The sequence below is a fragment of the Kitasatospora aureofaciens genome, assembly GCF_001188955.3.
GTDB lineage: Bacteria > Actinomycetota > Actinomycetes > Streptomycetales > Streptomycetaceae > Kitasatospora > Kitasatospora aureofaciens.
In genome coordinates, this window is sequence record NZ_JPRF03000034.1 from 66,101 (window position 1) to 85,503 (window position 19,403).

Consider the following 19,403-nt stretch of genomic DNA (forward strand, 5'->3'; position numbering starts at 1 on the left):
TCATTCTCCCTTGTGACCGGTGGTCGCGACAGTTCCATTGCTGATCACTGCTTCGGTGCCGGTGACACCCGCCGCCGCCACCGCCGGAACTCCCGCCTCGCGCAGGAGGATCGCCAGGTGGCCGAGGGCCGAGCCCTGGTCGAAGACGAAGCCGGACACGTGCTCGATCAGCACCGAGAGCACCGCGTACGGGCGCGAGGCGACGACGATCGGCTTCTGGTCGAAGGCCTTGACGGCGTCCAGGATGCGGGCGAGGCCGTCGTGCTCGCTCACGTCCTGCGACTTGTTGATGCTCACCGCGGGCCCGATGGACAGGCGGCGCAGCAGCTCGTCGTCGTCCAGGCGCAGCAGCGGACCCTGCGCGGTGCCGGGCGAGATGGACACCTCGCCGTGGGCCACCACGACCGTGTCGTCACCGTCGAGCACGGAGTAGTCGACGAAGAACAGGCCCGGCCCGTCCAGGACCCACTCGATGGTCACCGGACCGTACTTGTCGTGCATCGCGGTGGTGAACCGGGCGATCTCGTCGAGGTGCTCCAGCAGCGCCTCGCCGCTGGGCGCGGCCGACACGTTCTCGGGCGCGTCGAAGCCGAGGGAGATGTCGCCGACCACGATCGTCTCGCCGCCGGCGGTCCCCCGGTTGAGCGCCATCAGGCCCTCGTCGGTGTACTCGACCACGAGGCCGTCGCCGGCCCGGCGGGAGATCACGCCGAGGCTGCCGCGGATGAAGTCCCGGACCACGACGGCGTGCAGGAGGGTGCCGTCGGCCGTGGCACCGGTGGTCAGCGCGAGCTGGTCGAGCACCTCCTCCTTGGGCACGACGATCTGACGCAGGGTGTCACCGAAGTCCAGGACGCACTCGTTCGAGCCGCCCGACAGCTCCTCCCGGAGCCGGCCGGCGGTGGCCTCGTCGTGCAGGCCCCGGCCGTTGAACTGGAGCACCCAGCCGGCGCCCACGGACACCCCGACGGAGTGCGCCATCCGGTGGGCCGGTCCGCGCTTGGCCGTGTAACCGCCGTAGACGGCCGCGACCTCGGCCAGGTGGAACGAGGCGGGCAGCTCGTCGAAGTACAGCCGGTAGGACTCGGCCACCGGCTCCGACGAGACGCGCGACTGCTCGCGGACGGCCGTCAGCGGGCGGACCTGGATGAGGTGCAGGCCCTCGTCGTCCACCGCCCACTCGACGTCGACGTCCCCTCCCTGCTGCTCCCGCAGCGCCCGCGCCAGCTCGACCACCTGGGCCAGGGCCTCCTGGTCACCGGCCGGGTGGGAGGCGTCGGCGTCCGCGAGCTCGGCCGAGTCGGTGCGCTGCGGCACGGCGACACCGGCCACCAGCTCGTCGGCGAGCCCCTCGACGTACTCGATGCTCACCCGCTGGTCCTCGGCGCCGTCCAGCCCGGTGAACGCCACGCCGGCGAGGCGCGGACGCACCAGGCGCTGGACGATGACGGCCAGCCGCGGCGCCGGGTCGAAGTCGCCGGCCCGGATGCGGGCGGCGACGGCGGGGGCCTCGTAGTAGGAGCGCCAGCACTGCTCGACGGCCGCGATCGCCTCGTCCGCGCCGCGCACACCCAGGATCGACTGGTGCACGCCGGCCTGGCTGGAGCCCTCGGTGTCCTCGTCGAGTCCGGAGGAGCGGACCGCGAGCTCCACGTCGGCGTCCTTGAACACCTCGTTGAGGCGGGCCCGGAGCAGCTTGCGGGCGTCGTCGCCGAGCCGGATCTGCGCGCCGGTCTTCTGGATCCGCTCGACGGTGTCGGTGAAGAACGCGCCCACCGTCGCCTTGAGGTCGCTGAACGCCTCGGCGAGGTCGGCCCGGTGCTCGTCGGTGAGCGAGTCCACGAACTCCCCGGCCGGCACCACGAAGGCGGTCGGCACCCGGAAGGCGTGGCTGGAACGGGCGAGCTGCGCGAACTTGGGGCCCACCTCGGCGACTTCGACGCTGGCGCCGAGTCCGGGGAAGCGCTGACGGGCGAACTGCTTGTCGAAGTCGACGTGGATGTCGCTCGACCGCGGGCCTACGGAGCCCTGGTACTTGCCGTCGTAGAGGACGATGTCACCCTGGGGGCGCCACCACATCATCTGACCGATGTTGATGCCGCTGTACACCCGGACCCGGTTCATCGAGTAGAGCTGCAGGGTCCACTGCCCCGTGTAGCCGATGTCGCCCAGGCTCGCGGAGAGGTTGATGAACAGGCCCAGTCGGGCCACCGAGGAGCGCGCCGCGAAGGTGGGCGCGTAGTGCTCGCTGCCGAGCACCTCGATGGTGTGGGCCAGGTAGAGTCTCCCCGGTTCGAGTACGTATCCCTCCTCCGGGATCTCGATCTCCTCGAACTCATTGGTCTGCCGGGCGTCCAGCGGCATCGTCTGGTAGACCCGCAGGGTCTTTCCGAGCCGGAAGTTGTAGCTGTTCGGGTTGACCTGCTCAGGTGTGAACGGCTCGATGGTGATGCGGCCGTTCGCTCGCTCGCGCGCTATCTCGTTACCCGTGAGAATCATCGTTATCCATCCAGTCGCTCCCGATGTGGGGGGCACTACGTGTGCGGGGAGGTCCTTCGGCCGTACGGCTCGCCCGGCGCGGTGGTCCGCCTGGGCGGCTGCCTAGGATCGGTCGTCCGCCGTGACCTGCGCAGTTGTCACCGACGAGGCCACCGGCAGGCCGCCCCAGCCGGTATCGCCGGGAAGGGCGACCATGATCGCGCCCGCGATGAGTGCGAGGCCCGAGAATCCGAGGGCGATTCGTCCGACGAAGCGCCGGGCGAGCTCGCCCGCACTGAGGTTTCGCATGCTGTTCGTCATCCAGTCATGAGGAACCCCTTGCGTCACAAGGGGTGGGGTGTTGATCACCTTGCCACGAGCCCGCATTAAGATACGGCGCGCTGACCGTGCACCTTGCTGCATGGCAACAAGTTCCGCGGCGTGCAGACCGGTTCGAAACGGGGTAATTCCGGCATATGGATAGACGTGCGGTCGACTCGCAGCTCCTCCATCAGCTGTATGGATATGTGCTCTCACGCAAGGATCCCGTTGCCCGGGTTGCCGACTTCGCCACCGTCTACGGGGGTTCGGCCGAGGAGGCCGAGGAACTCGCGGAACAACTGCTCGCCATGGGCCTGCTCGCCCACGACCCGCGCGGAGGCCTGGTCGCGATCTCCCCGGACGAGGCCGTCGCCCGGCGCGTCAGCCCCCTCGAGCGCGAGATGCGCGCGCGACGCTCCCTGATCGAGCGCAGGCGCGGCCAGCTGATGTCCTTCCTGCCCGTCTTCGAGGCGAGCCTGAGCAATCACCAGTCACCCGGACCGTTCGAGGTGATCGAGAGCCTCCCCGCGGCCCTGACCGCGATCGAGGAACTCGCGGCCGGCTGCGAGGACGAGGTGTTCACGGCGCAGCCGGGCGGCGCCCGTGCGGCCGACATCCTCGAGGAGGCCGCGCCCCGCGACGAGGCGATCCTGCGCCGGGGCATCCGGATGCGCGTGCTGTACCAGCACACCGCACGGTTCAGCCCGGGCACCAATGTCTACGTCGAGAGGATCAGTCGGCTCGGCGGCCAGGTACGCACGCTGGACGACCGTTTCACCAGGATGCTGGTCTTCGACCGGAAGACCGCCGTCATCGCGGTGCCCGGCAACCCGAACGCCGCCGCCATCGTGCGGGAACCGAGCATGGTCGCGTTCATCGTGGACACCTGCCAGCGCCTGTGGCTGATCGCCCAGCCCTTCACGGCGGAGTCGAGCTCGCACGCCGAGATCGAGAGCAACCTGCGCGAGGCGATCGTCCGGATGCTCACCGAGGGCATGACGGACTCGTCCATCGCGCTGCGCCTGGGCATGTCCGTACGGACCTGCCGCCGCCACATCGCCGACCTGATGACGGACCTGAAGGCACAGAGCCGCTTCCAGGCGGGCTACGCGCTCGCCATGTCACAGCTGCTCAACACCGACGCGCGGGCCGACACCGGCGAGAGGTGACGTGCCGGTCCCTCCGCGCGGACGTCCGTTCGTCTCCTGGTCCCGCGACGACGACCGGTGATCCGGCCCCCGGCTCCGCCACGCCCTCAGACGCCGAGGCCGACGTCGGCGAAGGGCGGGGCACTCAGGCCGAGCGCGCCGCCCGGCGAGCAGGACGAACCACATCACGCACCCCGGCGTCGGACGCCCGCACTCACGGTTCCAGGGAGTTCCTCCAACTCGCTTGGCGACAAGGTACGTTGAGGCATGACGCAGACAACCCTTCCACCGACGCCGGGGACCGCCGTACTACCCCCGGCGCTGCGCGGGTGGCTCGGACCGGTTGCGGGGTCCGCCGCGTCGGTGGTCGCCCTGCTCGGGGTCCGGTACGCCGGTGAGGGCGGGCCGGGGAGGGCGGACGCGCGGGTCGGGGCCGCGGTGGAGGGGGTGCGGCCGCCGTGGCGGTCCGTCGCACTGCTCCTGGACTCCCTGGGGGAACCGGTGGGGGCCACGGCGCTGGTCATGGCCGTCATGACGGGCTGTCTGCTGCTCCGGCGCCCTCGCGCGGCGGTGTTCACGGTTGCCGCGGTCGGCGCGACGGTGGGGGCGGCGACGCTGCTCAAGCACCTGGTGGGGCGCACGATCCACGGCGAGAACCTGTCGTACCCGAGCGGGCACACCGCCTTCGCCACCTCGCTCGCCCTCACGGTGGCACTGCTCGCGACCGGCCGCCCCGGCCAGGACGGCCACCCCAGCCGGTACGGGTTCGGGCTGGCCGCGGCGCTGGTGGCCGGTGCCGCCATGGGCTGGGCGCAGGTCGCCCTCGGCGCCCACTACCCCACCGACGCCCTCGCCGGCTGGTGCACCGCCCTGGCGCTGGTACCGGTGACCGCCTGGCTGGTGGACCGGACGGCCGACCGGCGGGCCCGTCGAAGGGCCGACGCCGGTCGACAGCCGGGTCGCTGACACGCCGCTCCCCGAGGCCGCGTCACGCCAGGCGGCGGAACACCGGTTTCACCGGCCGCCCGCCCAGCCAAGGGGTGGGGTCACCGGCGTCCAGGGCCTTCCGGTACACGGCGCACGCCCCCGCCACCACGTCGACGGTGTGGTCGATGTCGGCCTCGTCGAGTGCGCTGCTCACCACGAACGACGGGGCCAGCACCCCGCCCGCCAGGAGCTGTCGCAGGAACAGGGTGCGGTATGGCTGCGACGGCTGTCGCCGCTCGTCGAGGGTGGCGTACACCAGGTTGCTGGCCCTGCCCCGGACCACGACGTGGTCGCCGACGCCCGTGGCGGCGGCGGCCTCGCGGACACCGGCCGCCAGCCGCTCCCCGAGGGCGTGCAGTCGCGCGGTGACGCCCTCCTCGACGTAGGTGGTCTGGACAGCCATCGCGGCGGCCAGCGAGTGGGTCTCCGCGCCGTGTGTGGTGGACAGCAGGAACACCCGGTCGCCGACCCCGCGAAGCCCGCCCCGCTCCATCAGGTCGCGGCGCCCGGCCAGCGCGGAGACGGCGAAGCCGTTGCCCAGCGCCTTGCCGAAGGTGGAGAGGTCGGGGGCGACTCCGTACAGGCCCTGGGCGCCGGCCTCGGACCAGCGGAAGCCGGTGATCATCTCGTCGAAGACCAGGACGCAGCCGTGCCGGTCGGCCAGTTCGCGCAGGCCGGCGAGGTATCCGGGCGGCGGCTCGGTGTGGCCGGCGGGTTCGAGGACCAGGCAGGCGACCTCGCCCCGGTACCGGGTGAGCAGTTCCTCGGTGGCGGCCAGGTCCCCGTAGGGGAAGGCCACGGTGAGTTCGGTGGTCGCGGCCGGGATCCCGGCGGACATCGGCGTGGTGCCGATGAACCAGTCGTCGACGGAGAAGAACGGCTGGTCCCCGCAGACGGCCACCAGCCGGCGGCCGGTGACGGCGCGCGCGAGCCGCACGGCGGCGGTGGTGACGTCGGAGCCGTTCTTCGCGAACTTCACCATCTCGGCGGTCGGCACCGTGGCCAGGAAGTGTTCCGCGGCCTCGACCTCCACGACGGACGGCCGGACGAAGTTGCTGCCGCGGTCGAGTTCCCGCCGCACCGCCTCCAGGACGCGAGGGTGGGCGTGGCCGAGGCTGACCGAGCGCAGGCCGGAGCCGTACTCGACGTAGCGGTTGCCGTCGACGTCCCAGACGTGGGCGCCGCGGCCGTGGCTGATGACCGGGGCCAGGCCGTCGGGGTACTGGTCGTCGCCCTTGGCGTAGGTGTGGGCGCCGCCGGGGACGAGGGCGTGCAGCCTCTCGTTCGCGGACCGCGACCGGGGCAGGGAGAACTCTTCGGCGTCCACGCCGGACCTCACCTCTCCTCTTGGCTCAGGGCTTCGGCGAGGCTCGGTGCCTTCCGGTCCCGCTCGGACATCGATGTGGCCGGCAGCGGCCAGGGGATGGCGAGTTCGGGGTCGTCGAAGGCGATCGTCACGTCCTCGGCCGGGTCGTGCGGGCGGTCGATCCGGTAGGAGACGTCGGCCGTCCCGGTCAGCGCCTGGAAGCCGTGGGCGCAACCCGCCGGGACGTACACGCTCGCCTGGGTGTCGCCGGACAGTTCGAAGAAGGCCCGGCCGCGGTAGGTCGGCGAGTCCGGCCGCAGGTCCACCACGACGTCGAAGACCCGCCCGTACGAGCAGCGCACCAGCTTGGCCTCGCCGGCGCCGGAGCGCAGGTGCAGGCCGCGCAGCACGCCCCGGACCGAGCGGGACAGGCTGTGCTGGACGAAGGCGTTCGGGTCGAGGCCCACCGAGCGGAGCACGTCGGCGTCGAAGGTGCGGCAGAAGAAGCCGCGCTCGTCGGCGTACGGCGTCGGTTCGAACAGGTACGCGCCGGCGATCGCCGGAACTCCGGTCACCTTCACGGCGTCTCCCTCGGAGTGTCGGCCCTCGAGGTGTCGGTCCTCGGGAAGAGGGCGGTGGTCAGGGCGGTGAACTGCTGCTCGAGCTGCCGACTTGCCGTCCGGTTCCGCTCCTCGAGGGTCTGCCGCAGCTCCGCGGACCGTTTCTCCAGCTCCCGGAACTGCTCGAGCAGCCGGTCGGGGTCGACCTCGCGCGCGGGGTGGCAGTACGCGCCCAGCCCCATCCGCTCCATGAGGGCGTCGCTCTTCGCCGCGTAGCTCAGGGCGAGGGTCGGTGTGCCGGCCTTCAGGGCGCAGACCAGATTGTGGTAGCGGGTGGCCACCACGGTGTCGGCGGCGGCCGTCTCCGCCGTCAGGTCGGCCAGTGAGGTCGCCTCGACGGCGGAGGCCAGCGGCGAGTCCACCGCGTCGAGGATCGCGGCGACCACGCGCGCGTCGACCCCGTCGCCGGTGAGCAGCCGGACCGGCCGCCCGTCCTCGACCAGCGCACGCACGAAGCGGGTCGTGCCGTCGAGGTAGCGCCGGTGGATCCGCTCGGCCCGCGCGCGGTCGTCGTTGCCGCCGTGGAAGTCCATGACGCCGACGCAGACCGGGCCCGGGGAACCCGGCGGGCCCGGGGAGGCGGTGCCCGGCGGCGTCGGCAGGGCGAAGGCGAGGTCCGGGTGGACCGCGTCCCGTGCGGTGTCCACGCCCATCGCCCGCACGGCGTCGCGGGACAGCGCGTCCCGGTAGGACCGGTAGGCGGCCAACCGCGCCGACCAGCGCACCAGGGCCCGGGTCGGCCGGTCGGCGATCGCGGCGGCGCCGACACCGACCAGCGCCACCCGGGTGCCGAACAGCCGGCCGGAGGCGCAGAGCAGGAACAGCGCGTACGGGAAGCCCCAGGGCCGCAGCGGCAGCGTGGCCTCCAGGACGCCCATGCCCGGCACGATCACCACGTCGTGCCGGCGCACCCAGGCGGCGGTGCGGACGGGGTCGACGAGTTTGCCCAGGCCCTTCGCCGCGATCGCGCCCGCCCGCGAGGCGGTCCGGTACTCGCCGCGGTACCAGTTCAGCCGGGTGGCGGGGATCCGGTACCGGGCCGCGACGACCTCGGGTCCGCCGCACAGCGCGTCCACGGCCGCCTCGGGGTGCTCGGCGCGCAGGTAGCCGAGCACGGCCTCCAGCGACCCGTCGTTGCCGAGGTTGCCGGAGCCGAGCAGGCCGAACAGCCCGACCCGCACGGGGGTTTGCCTCGTTCGCGCCGGTTGCCTCGTTCGCCTCATGTCCGCCGCCCCTCGCGTCCGGCCACCAGGGCGTCGACGGAGACCGTGAGCCGGGCCGGATCGGCCGGGGCGCGGTCCTCGACCCGCTCGCCCGCGCCCGGCCGCAGCCGGCTGGTCATCCAGGTGGCCAGGTGGCGGCGGCAGGCGCGCCGGTCGTCCGGGGAGAGCGGCGCCCGCCGGATCGCCGAGGCGAAGCCCCAGACGTACTCGGCGAGCAGGCGGGGCGTCGGGTGCAGCGGACCGGCCCGGCGCGGGTCCAGGTTGACGCACCGGGAGCGCTTGGAGGGGTTCGCCCGCTCGGCGCGGGTGGGGTGGTCGCGGCGGAAGTACAGCAGCTCCGGCACCTGGTGGAAGGGCCCGTGCAGGGTGATCTCTGCGACGAAGGTGCGGTCCGCGTGGTGGTAGCTGTCGTGCGGCTTCACCCGGCGCAGCACGTCGGCCCGCATCACGCCGTAGAAGTCGTCTCCCCCGGGCTCGAACAGCAGGCTGCGGAAGCGCTCCGGCGCGTACGGCGAGTCGGTGGCGAGCCCGTACTCGTAGGGGACCTTGACCCGGCCGTTCTCGTCGATGACGGCCTGGCCGGAGTGGGCGAGGATGATCTCCGGGCGCTCGTCCAGCGCCTCCACGCAGCGCAGCAGCAGGTCGCGGGCGTAGAGGTCGTCGTGCGAGGCCCACTTGAACAGCTCGCCGCGGCACTGGGTGAAGACGTGGTTGTGGTTGGGCGCGGCGCCGATGTTCCGGGGCAGTCGGAGGTAGCGGATGCGCGAGTCCCGGGCGGCGTAGCGGCGGCAGATGTCCCGGGTCGAGTCGGTCGAGGCGTTGTCGGAGACGACCAGCTCGAAGTCCTCGTAGGTCTGGCCGAGCAGGGCCTCCAGCGACTCGGCGAGGTACTCCTCTCCGTTGTACACGGGCAGGCCGATGCTCAGCCGGGGAACGGCGGTCACGGTGTCCTCACTTCGGGGATGGGTTCGTGGTGGCGTTCGCGCAGGGCGGTCCGCAGTTGCAGCCACCACAGGGCCGAGCCGCAGGCGGTCGCGGCGGCGACGCCCCAGGCGGAGCCGACGGTGCCGGCCGCGGCCGCCCCGCCGAGCCCGCCGCCGAGGTAGCAGGCGGAGGCGAACAGTTGGCAGCGCAGGCTGCGCCGGGCCGCGGCGAGGGCGCGCAGCCCGGCCGCCGCGCCGCTGCCGAGGCCGGCGCCGGCCACGCCGAGGGTGGCCGGGACGATGAGCTGGGAGGCGGAGTGCCAGACGTCGCCGAGGACGAGTTCGCCCGCCCGGTCCGGCATCAGCAGCAGCGCCGCGCCCCACAGCAGCGCGGCGGCGGCCTGTCCGCCGCCGAGCAGGAGGCAGAACCGGCCGAGCCGGTTCGGTGACCGCCGCAGTACCCGGGCCGCCTCGGCGACGGTGACCAGCGACAGTCCCATCAGCAGGGCGAGGAACGGGCCGAGCAGGAGCTCGGCGCCCCGGACCGCGCCCACCGCGCCGACCCCGGCGATCGCGCCGAGCCCGTACGCCCGCAGCTGGCCCGCGCCGCTGAGGCTGACGTTCTCGACCAGGTACCGGCTGCCGAGGTCGCGCTGCTCGCGCAGCCAGCCGCGGGCCCGGGCCACCCGGGGCCGCAGACCGGACTGGAGGCAGCCGTACCCGGCGGCGACCGCGGCGGAGGCGCCCCAGGCGAGCAGGAAGGCGGCCACGGTGCCCACCCGGGCCGCCAGCACCATGGCGGGGACGAGAACGACGCCCTGCACCAGGTCGTTGCTGAAGGCCTTCTTCCCGCTTCCGGCGGCGAAGAACGCGAACCGCCAGGCGTCCTGGAGCAGCAGCGCGGGCAGCGCGACGCCCAGGCAGGCGAAAGCGGGCCCGACCCGGCCGCCGAGGCCGAGCCCGACCAGCAGGCACACCCCGCCCAGGGTGGCCCCGACGGCGAGCGCGGCCCCGGTCGCCCGGGCCGCGGCCGCCCGCCAGGGCGCGTCCGGCACGCCGCTGAAGCGCACCACGAGCGGGTCGGTGGCCAGCCCTCGGGCGACGTTGAGCACCACGCCGTAGGTCAGCCAGGCCAGGCTGAACACGCCGAAGGCGCTCACTCCCAGCTCGCGGGCCACGTAGATGCCCACCGCGAAGTTGGTCATGCTGGAGGCCGCCTGGTCGGCCAGCCCCCAGGACAGCCGGCCGACGACGGCCCGCGCGGCGCTGCGCCGGGCCGGCGCCGGCGCGGGCCCGGCGGCCGGCGCCGGTGCCTCCACGCCCTCGGTGGTCATCGGCGTCAGGCCTTGATCAGCCCGGCGCCCCGGAGGGCGTCGGCCGCGACGGCGACGGTGTCGAAGGGCAGCCCGGAGCGCTCGGCGACGTCCAGCAGGCTGTGCCGGCCGTCGGAGAGGCTGAGCACCCACAGCATGGCCATCTGCGCCTCCTTGGCGTCGCTGCGCCCGCCGAGCGAGTCGTACAGCCCGCGCCGGCCCAACTGCGGTTCGCCGTACGGGCTGAGGTTGAGGTAGCTGCGGTTGCGGTCGAGCAGGGAGAAGGCCTCGCGGCAGACGGCGAGGGTGTCCGCCATCGCCTCCGGCCGCACGAAGTCCGGGTTGTCCGCCGAGGTGTGGTACTCGGGGTACCCGGCGTACGGGGTGCGGCTGAGCGAGCCGACGCCGAGGTCGAAGCCGGGCGAGCAGAACTGCCGCTCGTCGTAGCCGTACGGGGTGAACTCGGTGATGCGGTGGGGGCGTCCCGAGGCGGCCAGGACGTGCCGCAGCACCCGGTCGATCTCCGCGTCGCCGCGCCGGCTCTGCTTGTACGTCAGCTGCCCCCGGTCCCCGGCGCAGGCCAGCACCAGGCCGTGCTTGACCCGTTCCACCCGCTCGGCGTTGCGGGCCAGCCAGGTGATCGCCCCGATGGTGCCGGGGGCGAACAGGAAGCGGTAGGTGTGGTACGGCGTGCGCTGCGCCAACTCCCTTGCCAGGAAGGTCGCCACGGCGATGCCCGCCAGGTTGTCGTTGGCCAGCGACGGGTGGCAGACGTGGCAGGAGACGATCACCTCGTCGGCGACCTGCCCGGGGACGACGTGCTCGGCGTAGGTGAGGTGGCCGTCCGCGAGCGTGGAGTCGATGCGCACCTCGTAGTCGCCGTCCGGCAGCGCGTCCAGGGTGTCCTGGGCCAGGCAGAACCCCCAGTCGGCCGTGTAGTAGCTGGTCCGGTACGGCACCCAGCTCGGGTGGTCCGGCAGGGTGTGGAGGTGCCGGCGCAGTTCGGCCAGCGGCACGGTGGCCGCCACCGGCACGCTGTAGCCGACCACGTGCAGGCTGGACGCGGCGAAGTCGACGACCCGGCGGCCGGTGGCGTCGGCGATGTACGCATCCCGGATGTTCCACTCCTGCGGCACCGTCCAGTCGAGCACCTGCGTCCCGGTCGGCACCTCGTGCACCCGCAACGGAAGGTACTCGCCGACGATCTCCAGGGTGGCGCGCACGCCGTCGCCGGTGATGCTCCGGCAGAGCGGGTAGAGCCGCTCCACCAGCGCGTGCATCTCCTCGCCGACGGTGGTCACCGGCGCCACCGCAGGGTGCCGTCGACGGTGCCTGCCTCGGCGGCCCGGCGCAGCACGGCCAGCCGGGTGTAGCGGCCTTCGAAGTCCTCCTTGGTCAGGGCGAACTTCCGGTAGGCGTCGGCGAGTTCGAGGGCTCCCCGCTTGACCGTCCACTCGCAGTCGAAGCCGGGGACGGCGGCCCGGAAGCGGGAGAAGTCCACCCGGTACGAGCGGGGGTCGGCGCCGGACTCCCCGGTGATCCGCACCTTCGAGCCCTCCACCGCCTCGGCGACCTGCTCGGCGATCTCGGCCACCGTGACGTTGTTCGTCTCGCTGCCGATGTTGAACGCCCGGTCGTGCACCGCCTCGCGGGGCGCGACCAGCGCCGCCGCGAAGGCCCGGGCGATGTCGGCGGCGTGCACCAGCGGTCGCCAGGGGGTGCCGTCGGAGAGCACCAGCACCTCGCCGGAGAGCAGGGCGTGGCCCACCAGGTTGTTCAGCACGATGTCGGCGCGCAACCGGGGTGAGTAGCCGAAGGCGGTGGCGTTGCGCATGTACACGGGGGTGAAGTCGCCGTCGGCCAGGTCGTGCAGGTCGTCCTCGACGCGCACCTTGGACTCCGCGTACGGCGTCACCGGGCGCAACGGCGCGTCCTCGCCGACCAGTTCGTCGCCGCCGGCGGCGCCGTACACCGAGCAGGTGGAGGCGTACAGGAAGCGCTTCACCCCGGCCTCGCGGGCCAGTTCGGCGAGCTTCACCGAGGCGTGGTGGTTGATGTCGTAGGTGAGGTCCGGGGCCAGCGAGCCCAGCGGGTCGTTGGAGAGCGCGGCCAGGTGGATCACGGCGTCGACCCCGGCCACGTCCTCGGCGGTGACGTCGCGCAGGTCCACCCGGCGCCCGGGCGGGTCGGCGGGGGTGGGGCCGAGGACGCAGTCCGCGAACAGGCCGGAGTCCAGTCCGACGACCTCGTGCCCGGCCCCGGCGAGGACGGGGGCCATCACGGTGCCCAGGTAGCCCTGGTGTCCGGTCAGCAGTACGCGCAAGGGTCAGACCTCCAGGTCGAGTGTCAGTTTGGTGGCGGCGAACGCCTCGGCGTAGCGCGCGTGGCATTCGATGCCGCGGATCCGCGCCAGTCCGAGGAAGGCCTCCCGGTCGTACCAGGGGCGGTGGCGCTGCGAGGCGTAGTGCTCCTGCAGCAGCCGCGCCTTCCGTTCGGCGGTCTCGGTGGACAGCGGCTGGTAGGCCGTGGGACGGCCGAGGTCGGCGTCCCACTTGACGATCTCGTAGCCGAGCACCAGGTGGTCGCGGAAGGCGGTGGGCATCAGCTCGGCCAGTCCGCGGTGGTCCTGGTGCGCGTCGTCGGTGCGCGGGGCGAGCACTACGTCCGGCTCGCACCGCGCCCGCAGCTCCTCCACCGCGGCCTTGGCCTCGTCCCAGTGGGCGGGCAGCCGGCCGTCGGGCAGCTTGAGCACGGTCAGGCGCAGGTCGGCGCCCGGGCAGAAGGCGGCGAGCGCGGCCCGCTCCTCCTGCTCCCGCTCGCTGCCGCCGCCGGAGAGCACCAGGGCGTCGACCCGCAGGCCCGGGTTCGCGTGGCACACCGTCAACAGGGTGCCGCCGGCGCCGATGGCGATGTCGTCGCAGTGCGCCCCGACCGCGGCGATGCCGTTCAGGGGCCCGGCCCCGAGGCGGATCACGCCGCGCCCTCCCGCTCCCAGACCGCCCACGGGCGGTCGCCGTGCGCGTAGGCGGCGTCCAGGGCGGCCCGCTCCTTCACGGTGTCGGTCGGCTTCCAGAAGCCGCGGTGCCGGTGCGCCACCAGCCTTCCGCGTTTGGCGAGTTGGGTGCAGCCGTCGGCGACCAGGTCGCCGTTCTCCGGAATGTGGTCGAAGACCTCCTGGCGGAGCACGAAGTACCCGCCGTTCTCCCACAGCGGCATGTCGCTGACCGCGGTGATGCCCCCGACCAGGCCGTCCTCGCCGAGGTCCACGCAGTGGAAGGAGGACTGCGGCGGCACCACCATCATCGAGGCGCCGGCGTCCCGCTCGGCGAAGCGGTCGATCATCTCCGGCAGCGGGGCGTCGGTGAGCACGTCGGCGTAGTTGGCGAGGAACATCTCGTCGCCGTCCAGGTGGTGGCGCACCCGGCGCAGCCGCTCGCCGATCGGCGACTCGATGCCGGTCTGGGCGAAGGTGATGGTCCAGGAGGCGATGTCGGTGGACAGCAGCTCGGTCCTGCCGCCCCGCAGCACGAAGTCGTTGGAGGTCGTCTCCTCGTAGTTGAGGAAGAAGTCCTTGATGTGGTGGGCCCCGTAGCCGAGGCAGAGGATGAACTCGGTGTGCCCGTAGTACGCGTAGTAGCGCATCACGTGCCAGATCAGCGGCCGCGGGCCGACCATCGCCATCGGCTTGGGCACGTCGTCGGAGGTTCCGCTGCGCATGCGCAGCCCGTAACCGCCGCAGAACAGGACGACCTTCACCGCTTGGCCTCCACGATGCTCAGTTCCGGGACGGGGAAGACCAGTCGGCCGCCCCACTCGTGGACGAAGGACAACTGCTCGACCAGCTCGGCCCGCAGGTTCCAGGGGAGGACCAGGACGTAGTCCGGCCGGTCGACGGCGATCTGCTCGGGTGCCAGGACCGGGATGCGGGTGCCGGGGGTGAACCGGCCGTGCTTGTAGGGGTTGCGGTCGACGGTGTACGGGAGCAGGTCGGGCCGGATGCCGCAGTGGTTGAGCAGGGTGTTGCCCTTGCCCGGGGCGCCGTAGCCGACGACCGTCTCGCCGCGCTCGGCCGCGTCGATGAGGAACCGCAGGAGGTCCCGGCGCACCTTGGCCACCCGGGCGGAGAACTCGGTGTACCCGGACAGCTCCTGGAGTCCGGCGGCCTTCTCCCGGTCCAGCACCTCGGCCACCCGCCGGCCCGGCTCGCCGGCCGCCTCGGCCGGGCGGGCCCACAGCCGGACGGAGCCGCCGTGGGTGGGCAGCAACTCGACGTCCACCAGGGTGAGTCCGCCGCTCGCCAGCGCCCGGGCCGCGGAGGCGACCGTGTAGTACTGGAAGTGCTCGTGGTAGATGGTGTCGTACTGGTTCTCCTCGATCAGGGTCAGCAGGTGCTGCACCTCGATCGAGACCCAGCCGTCGTCGGCCACCAGGGCGCGCAGCCCGCGGGTGAACCCGACCACGTCGGGGATGTGGGCGTACACGTTGTTGGCCACGACCAGGTCCGCCGGGCCGTGCTCGGCGCGGACGGCCGCGCCGGTGTCCGGGGAGAGGAACTCGGTGAGCGTGGGCACGCCCGCCTCCCGCGCCGCGGCGCCGACGTTCACCGACGGCTCGATGCCCAGGCAGCGGATGCCCCGGTCCACCACGTGCCGGAGCAGGTAGCCGTCGTTGCTGGCGACCTCGACCACGAAGGCGTCGGGGCCCAGGCCGAGGCGCCGGACGGCGCCGTCGACGAAGCTGCGGGCGTGCTCCACCCAGGAGGTCGAGTAGGAGGAGAAGTACGCGTACTGGGTGAAGGTCTCCTCCGGCGTGATCAGCGGGGGGAGCTGCGCGAGCCAGCAGTCGGTGCAGACCCGCAGGTGCAGCGGGTACGCCGGTTCCGGCCGGTCGAGTTCGTCGGCGGCGAGGAAGCTCTCGCACGGCGGGGTCGCCCCCAGGTCGACGACGCTGGCCAGCGCCGCCGAACCGCAGAGTCGGCATCGTGTCATGTAGTGCCCCCATTCCCGCCCGCGCGGGTTCCCCGCGGCGGGCCAGCGTTCGTGTTCCCTACCGGCGGCGCGCCGTCCGCGCCGCCGGACCGACCCGCGATCGCGGTGCGGTACCCCTCCAGCAGGCGCTCCAGCCCGACGGCCGGACCGAACCCCTGCTCGTAACGGCGCCGGGCGGCCCGGCCCATCTCCCGGTTGCGGTCCGGCTCGGCCGCGATCCGGCGGATGCCGGAGGCCAGCGAGGCCGCCTCGCCCGGCCGGTGCAGCAGCCCGGTCACCCCGTCCTCGACCAGTTCGACGAAGGCGCCGTGACCGGCGGCGACGACCGGCACCCCGGCCGCCATCGCCTCCACGACCACCAGGCCGAACGCCTCCAGCCAGGTCGAGGGCGCCAGTACGGCGACCGACCGCGCGACGGCCTCCCGGCACCGGGCCTGGTCGTACAGCCCCGCGTACCGGACGTCGTCCCGGCCCGCCGCCCAGGCGGCCACCTCCCGCTCCAGCGGCCCCGCGCCGGCGACCACCAGCGGCACGCCCACCCCGCCGTCCGCGGCGAGCCGGTCCCAGGCGGCCATCAGCAGCCGCACGCCCTTGGCCTCCGCGAGCCGGCCGAGGTAGAGCAGGTGCTCTCCGGCACCGGTGCGGCCGACGCCCGGCTCCGGCACGAAGTTGTGCTTGACCGCCAGCCGTTCGGGCGGCAGGCCGGCCCGCACGAGGACGTCGCGCTGCGCCGCGGAGATGCAGAAGAACCGCTCCACCCCGGACCACCAACGCCGCCGGTTGACCGCGAGGCTGACCGCGAGCGGCACCGTCGCCAGCCGGGAGTCGCGGTAGCAGCCGTGCCGGACGGCGGGCAGCGGCGAGCCCCCGACGCATTCGGTGCACGGCCGGCCGTCCCGCTGGAGCGTGCCCGGCGGGCAGATCTGGGTGTAGTTGTGCAGGGTGGCGACGGCGGGCACCCCGGCGTCGGCGCAGGCGGCCAGCACCGCGGGCGACAGCAGCGGGAAGACGTTGTGGACGTGCACCACGTCCGGCCGCCCGGCCCGCAGCCGGCCGGCGAGTTCGGCGCGCACCGCCGGGTTCCACGGCACCAGCAGCGGCACCGCGGCCCTGCCCGGCAGGGAGCGGGCGGCGATGTCGTCGCTGCGCCGCTCGAACACCTCGACCCGGTGGCCGGCCCCGCGCAGCAGCGCCACCTCCTGGTCGACGACCTTGTTCTCCCCGCTCGGCTGCGCCGAGCCGTAGCGGTTGTGCACCACGAGGACGTGCATGGTCAGGTCACCTCTTCGGGCGTCGGGAGGGGCGCGGCGGGGGCCGCCAGCAGCGAGGCGGCCACGGTCAGGTGCAGCAGGTACGGCGAGGCGTCGCCGAGCCCGGCCTCGGTGTACGAGGCGATGGCGCAGTAGCTGATCAGGAAGACCGCGCAGGCCCTGGACAGCGACGGCGGCCGCAGCAGTGCGACGCCGCCCAGTGCGAGGAAGACCGCCGCCACGATGGCCGTGCCGGTCAGGCCCTGTTCGTTGTAGACGGCCAGCCAGCTGTTGTCGATCGGCAGCCCGCCGAAGGACTTGTCGCCCAGGCCGGTGCCGAACAGCTGCTCCAGGGTGGTGCGGGGCGCCGCCAGCAGGGCGTCCCAGACCTTGGCCCGGCCGGTGAGGTTGGAGAAGTTCTCCTGGCTCTGGCCGCGCAGGAACCACGCCTCCAGCAGGGAGCTCAACCCGACGGCGGCCGCGGTGGCGCACAGCACCGCCCAGCCGAAGAACCTGCGGGCGGCGGCGCTGGTCAGGACGAGCGAGCCGATCGCCAGCGCCAGTCCGAGGATCAGGCCGAGGGTGGCCGTCCGGGTGTGGGTCAGTGCGAGCAGGACGAGTGAGGGCACGATGATCGCCGCCGCGCTGGACCCGGTGGTCCGGCGGCCCAGCAGGAGCAGCACGGTCAGCCCGACGATCACCGCGGCGTACTGGCCGATCTGCGGCGGGGTGAGCGGCCACAGCGCACCGACCAGCCGTCCGCCGTAGAGCTCGGGCATCGCCGCGCCCGGGGAGACGACCAGGCCGGCGGCCACCGAGACCAGCACCGCGAAGTACATCCGGACGTGGTACCGGACGAACGCCGGTCCGCCGTCCCACCAGCGGCTGAGCAGCCACAGCGTGCCGACGAAGAGCGCCAGCCGGAAGCAGCGGAACAGCGCGCCGAAGCCGGACTCCAGGTGGGCGCTGGAGACCACGCTCAGCACCAGCAGCAGGGTCAGCAGGCACAGGTAGGCGCTGGCCCGGATGCGCAGCCGCAGGTTGAGGACGAGCGCCAGCGTGAACGCGGAGACCAGCGCGCCCATGGTGGCCATCTGGATGAGGGAGCGGGGCAGCGGGATGACGGTCACCGCCCCGGCGGAGCCCAGGGTGTTGAGGATGAGCAGCCCCCAGATCACCTCGACGGTCCTGGGCGGGGCGGCCGGGTGCGGCGCGGGGCCGGGGCGCACCCGGCCGGTGTCCTCGGCGGCCGGCCCTCGGCGGGTCGGTTCCCGGCCCATCTCAACCACCCGCCCGTGGCCGGAGGGTGCTGCCCGCGTCCTGCTGGTACGGCCGGCCCTGCCACTGCCCGAAGTCGAGCGTGCGGCTGGGGTCGTGGGCGACGAAGCTCCACGGCCCGAGGTAGGTGTTGTCGTGCCAGCGGTTCTGCTGCCCGCCGGTGATCGCCTCGGCCACCGGTTCGCCCTTGTACGGCGACCAGTCCGGGTAGGTGCCGTAGTTGGCCAGCACGGCCATCCGGCCGCACTTGACCGTGCAGCCGACCACGGAGGGGTCCAGTTCGAAGCGGTTGTCGTGGATGTCCACCCGCTGGGTCTTCCACCGGCAGTCGCCGTAGAGCGGCGGGGTGGCGATCGTCGGCTGGGAGCAGCTGTCGGTCCTCTTCACCAGCAGGGTGCAGTCGCCGGAGGAGGTGTTGGCCGGGCTGTTGCAGAACCGGTCGGCGTTCTCCCACAGGGTGATCCCGGACCAGTTGTCCTCCAGCACGTTCCGGGAGACCTCGATCCGGTCCGTGCGGGCCGGGATCCGCGGTTCGCCGCCGGACTCGGACAGGTAGACGGTCGCGTACGGGAAGTTGTCGCCGCGGTCGGCGGCGTTGCGGCCCTCGACCCAGTCGTTGCGCCGGATCGTGTTGCCGCGGACGACCGCGTTGTAGCTGGTCTCGTAGATCAGCGCGGCACCGTCGTTGGCCTCCAGCACGTTGTCCTCGATGCGGAAGTCGTTGTTGTTGGTGTCCGCCCACAGCCCCGGGCCGCGGTTGTCGTGCACCCAGTTGCCGCGCACGTCGGCGCCGTTGACGGCCCAGAACTTGACGCCGCCGGTGCAGCCGCAGCCCGGCTGCCGCCGCTCCCACTGGTCGGTGTCGTTGCCGGTGATCTCGTTGCCCTCGACCAGCAGGTCGCTGACGGGGGCACCGGACTTGTACGCGTTGATGCCGTACTGGCCGTTGCCGCGCAGGCAGTTGGCCCGGACCCGCTGGTGGGCCCCGGCCATCAGCCCGGCTCCGGAGTTGCCCTGGATCGTGGTGTGCTCGATCACCCATCCGTCGGCCGAGTCGTGGTTGACCACGCCCTCGTTCTGCGGCGCGACGAAGCCCTGCACGGTGAGGTACCGGACGCTGACGTCGGTGGCGGCGCCGCTGAACGCGTACTCGTTGGTCCTCCGGCCGTCGAGCACCGCGCCCGGCGCGCCGAGGTAGCTGTCCCCCTCCTTGGGGACGACCTGGGCGTACCGGTCCGCATCGAGCGTGTGGGTCCCCGGCCGGAGCCAGAAGGTGGTGTGCGGGGGGCTGTTCCTGGTCTTCGCCGCGAGGTCGCCGACCACGGCGGGGTCGACCGTGACCGCGCCGGCCGGCGGGTCCGCCGGACCGGCCCCGGGGCCGGCGTGCCGGCCGCGACGATCTGGCCGCCGCCGTTGTTGTTGGCAGCGGTCAGCCCGTGCTCGGCCAGCCTTCTTCGCGACCTCCTCCGCGTCGCCGCCGAGCAGGCGGTCATGCCGGTCTCGGTGACGCGGCGGCCTCGGCCATGCCCGGCCGCGCTCGCGGACGAAGGCCAGCGCGTCGTGGGCGC

The 19,403-nt window shown here is 73.1% G+C and carries 17 protein-coding genes; 2 read left to right on the top strand and 15 right to left on the bottom strand.

All coding sequences use genetic code 11. From position 1 onward, the window contains the following. Together HS99_RS23475 and HS99_RS23480 are read right to left on the bottom strand one after the other, a co-directional pair. Positions 1–2,499: a dCTP deaminase domain-containing protein gene (locus tag HS99_RS23475; RefSeq protein ID WP_030283412.1), complete on the bottom strand. Its 2,499-nt coding sequence runs from the start codon at positions 2,497–2,499 to the stop codon at positions 1–3. A gap of 102 nt (positions 2,500–2,601) precedes the next feature. Further along, on the bottom strand, positions 2,602–2,799 hold the full coding sequence (locus tag HS99_RS23480; RefSeq protein WP_030598029.1) for a hypothetical protein: 198 nt from the start codon (positions 2,797–2,799) through the stop codon (positions 2,602–2,604). A 206-nt stretch (positions 2,800–3,005) separates the two neighbouring features. Here HS99_RS23480 and HS99_RS23485 point away from each other — a divergent pair, with 206 nt between their 5' ends. Further along, complete coding sequence (locus tag HS99_RS23485; RefSeq protein ID WP_046385539.1) at positions 3,006–3,968, top strand: helix-turn-helix domain-containing protein; 963 nt, start codon at positions 3,006–3,008, stop codon at positions 3,966–3,968. A 246-nt stretch (positions 3,969–4,214) separates the two neighbouring features. Then, positions 4,215–4,913: a phosphatase PAP2 family protein gene (locus HS99_RS23490; protein WP_030553501.1), complete on the top strand. Its 699-nt coding sequence runs from the start codon at positions 4,215–4,217 to the stop codon at positions 4,911–4,913. 22 nt (positions 4,914–4,935) lie between these two features. Here HS99_RS23490 and HS99_RS23495 read toward each other — a convergent pair whose 3' ends face one another. Genes HS99_RS23495 through HS99_RS23555 form a run of 13 tightly spaced genes read right to left on the bottom strand, consistent with a single transcriptional unit; the run spans position 4,936 to position 19,320 of the window. Next, positions 4,936–6,261: a glutamate-1-semialdehyde 2,1-aminomutase gene (locus tag HS99_RS23495; RefSeq protein WP_030283408.1), complete on the bottom strand. Its 1,326-nt coding sequence runs from the start codon at positions 6,259–6,261 to the stop codon at positions 4,936–4,938. An 8-nt stretch (positions 6,262–6,269) separates the two neighbouring features. Then, positions 6,270–6,821, bottom strand: a complete 552-nt coding sequence (locus HS99_RS23500; RefSeq protein ID WP_030283407.1) for a dTDP-4-dehydrorhamnose 3,5-epimerase family protein — start codon at positions 6,819–6,821, stop codon at positions 6,270–6,272. Continuing rightward, the gene (locus HS99_RS23505; RefSeq protein ID WP_046385704.1) at positions 6,818–8,083 is read right to left on the bottom strand and encodes a polysaccharide pyruvyl transferase family protein; all 1,266 of its coding nucleotides are present in this window, start codon (positions 8,081–8,083) and stop codon (positions 6,818–6,820) included. Before HS99_RS23505 ends, HS99_RS23500 begins: the two co-directional genes overlap by 4 nt. Then, entirely contained in the window at positions 8,080–9,027 is a 948-nt protein-coding gene (locus HS99_RS23510) for a glycosyltransferase family 2 protein (RefSeq protein WP_030283405.1), read from the bottom strand. Before HS99_RS23510 ends, HS99_RS23505 begins: the two co-directional genes overlap by 4 nt. After that, entirely contained in the window at positions 9,024–10,340 is a 1,317-nt protein-coding gene (locus HS99_RS23515) for an MATE family efflux transporter (RefSeq protein ID WP_030283404.1), read from the bottom strand. The genes HS99_RS23510 and HS99_RS23515 overlap by 4 nt, the downstream gene beginning before the upstream one ends. 5 nt (positions 10,341–10,345) lie before the next feature. After that, a complete protein-coding gene (locus tag HS99_RS23520) occupies positions 10,346–11,629 on the bottom strand; it encodes a DUF4910 domain-containing protein (protein WP_030283403.1) in 1,284 nt (427 codons plus the stop codon). Then, positions 11,617–12,642 carry an NAD-dependent epimerase/dehydratase family protein gene (locus HS99_RS23525; protein WP_030283401.1) on the bottom strand — a complete coding sequence of 342 codons (1,026 nt, stop codon included), beginning with the start codon at positions 12,640–12,642 and terminating at the stop codon, positions 11,617–11,619. Before HS99_RS23525 ends, HS99_RS23520 begins: the two co-directional genes overlap by 13 nt. Positions 12,643–12,645: 3 nt before the next feature. Beyond that, the gene (locus HS99_RS23530) at positions 12,646–13,293 is read right to left on the bottom strand and encodes a PIG-L deacetylase family protein (protein ID WP_030553506.1); all 648 of its coding nucleotides are present in this window, start codon (positions 13,291–13,293) and stop codon (positions 12,646–12,648) included. Next, positions 13,290–14,075, bottom strand: coding sequence for a sugar phosphate nucleotidyltransferase (locus HS99_RS23535; RefSeq protein WP_030283396.1), 786 nt, complete (start codon positions 14,073–14,075; stop codon positions 13,290–13,292). The genes HS99_RS23530 and HS99_RS23535 overlap by 4 nt, the downstream gene beginning before the upstream one ends. Then, positions 14,072–15,307, bottom strand: coding sequence for a class I SAM-dependent methyltransferase (locus tag HS99_RS23540; protein WP_030283394.1), 1,236 nt, complete (start codon positions 15,305–15,307; stop codon positions 14,072–14,074). The genes HS99_RS23535 and HS99_RS23540 overlap by 4 nt, the downstream gene beginning before the upstream one ends. Continuing rightward, the gene (locus HS99_RS23545; RefSeq protein ID WP_030553508.1) at positions 15,304–16,578 is read right to left on the bottom strand and encodes a glycosyltransferase; all 1,275 of its coding nucleotides are present in this window, start codon (positions 16,576–16,578) and stop codon (positions 15,304–15,306) included. The genes HS99_RS23540 and HS99_RS23545 overlap by 4 nt, the downstream gene beginning before the upstream one ends. Before the next feature lie 2 nt (positions 16,579–16,580). Continuing rightward, complete coding sequence (locus HS99_RS23550) at positions 16,581–17,837, bottom strand: membrane protein (RefSeq protein WP_030283389.1); 1,257 nt, start codon at positions 17,835–17,837, stop codon at positions 16,581–16,583. A 1-nt stretch (position 17,838) separates the two neighbouring features. Continuing rightward, a complete protein-coding gene (locus HS99_RS23555) occupies positions 17,839–19,320 on the bottom strand; it encodes a right-handed parallel beta-helix repeat-containing protein (protein WP_079151532.1) in 1,482 nt (493 codons plus the stop codon). Positions 19,321–19,403: the final 83 nt, after the last annotated feature.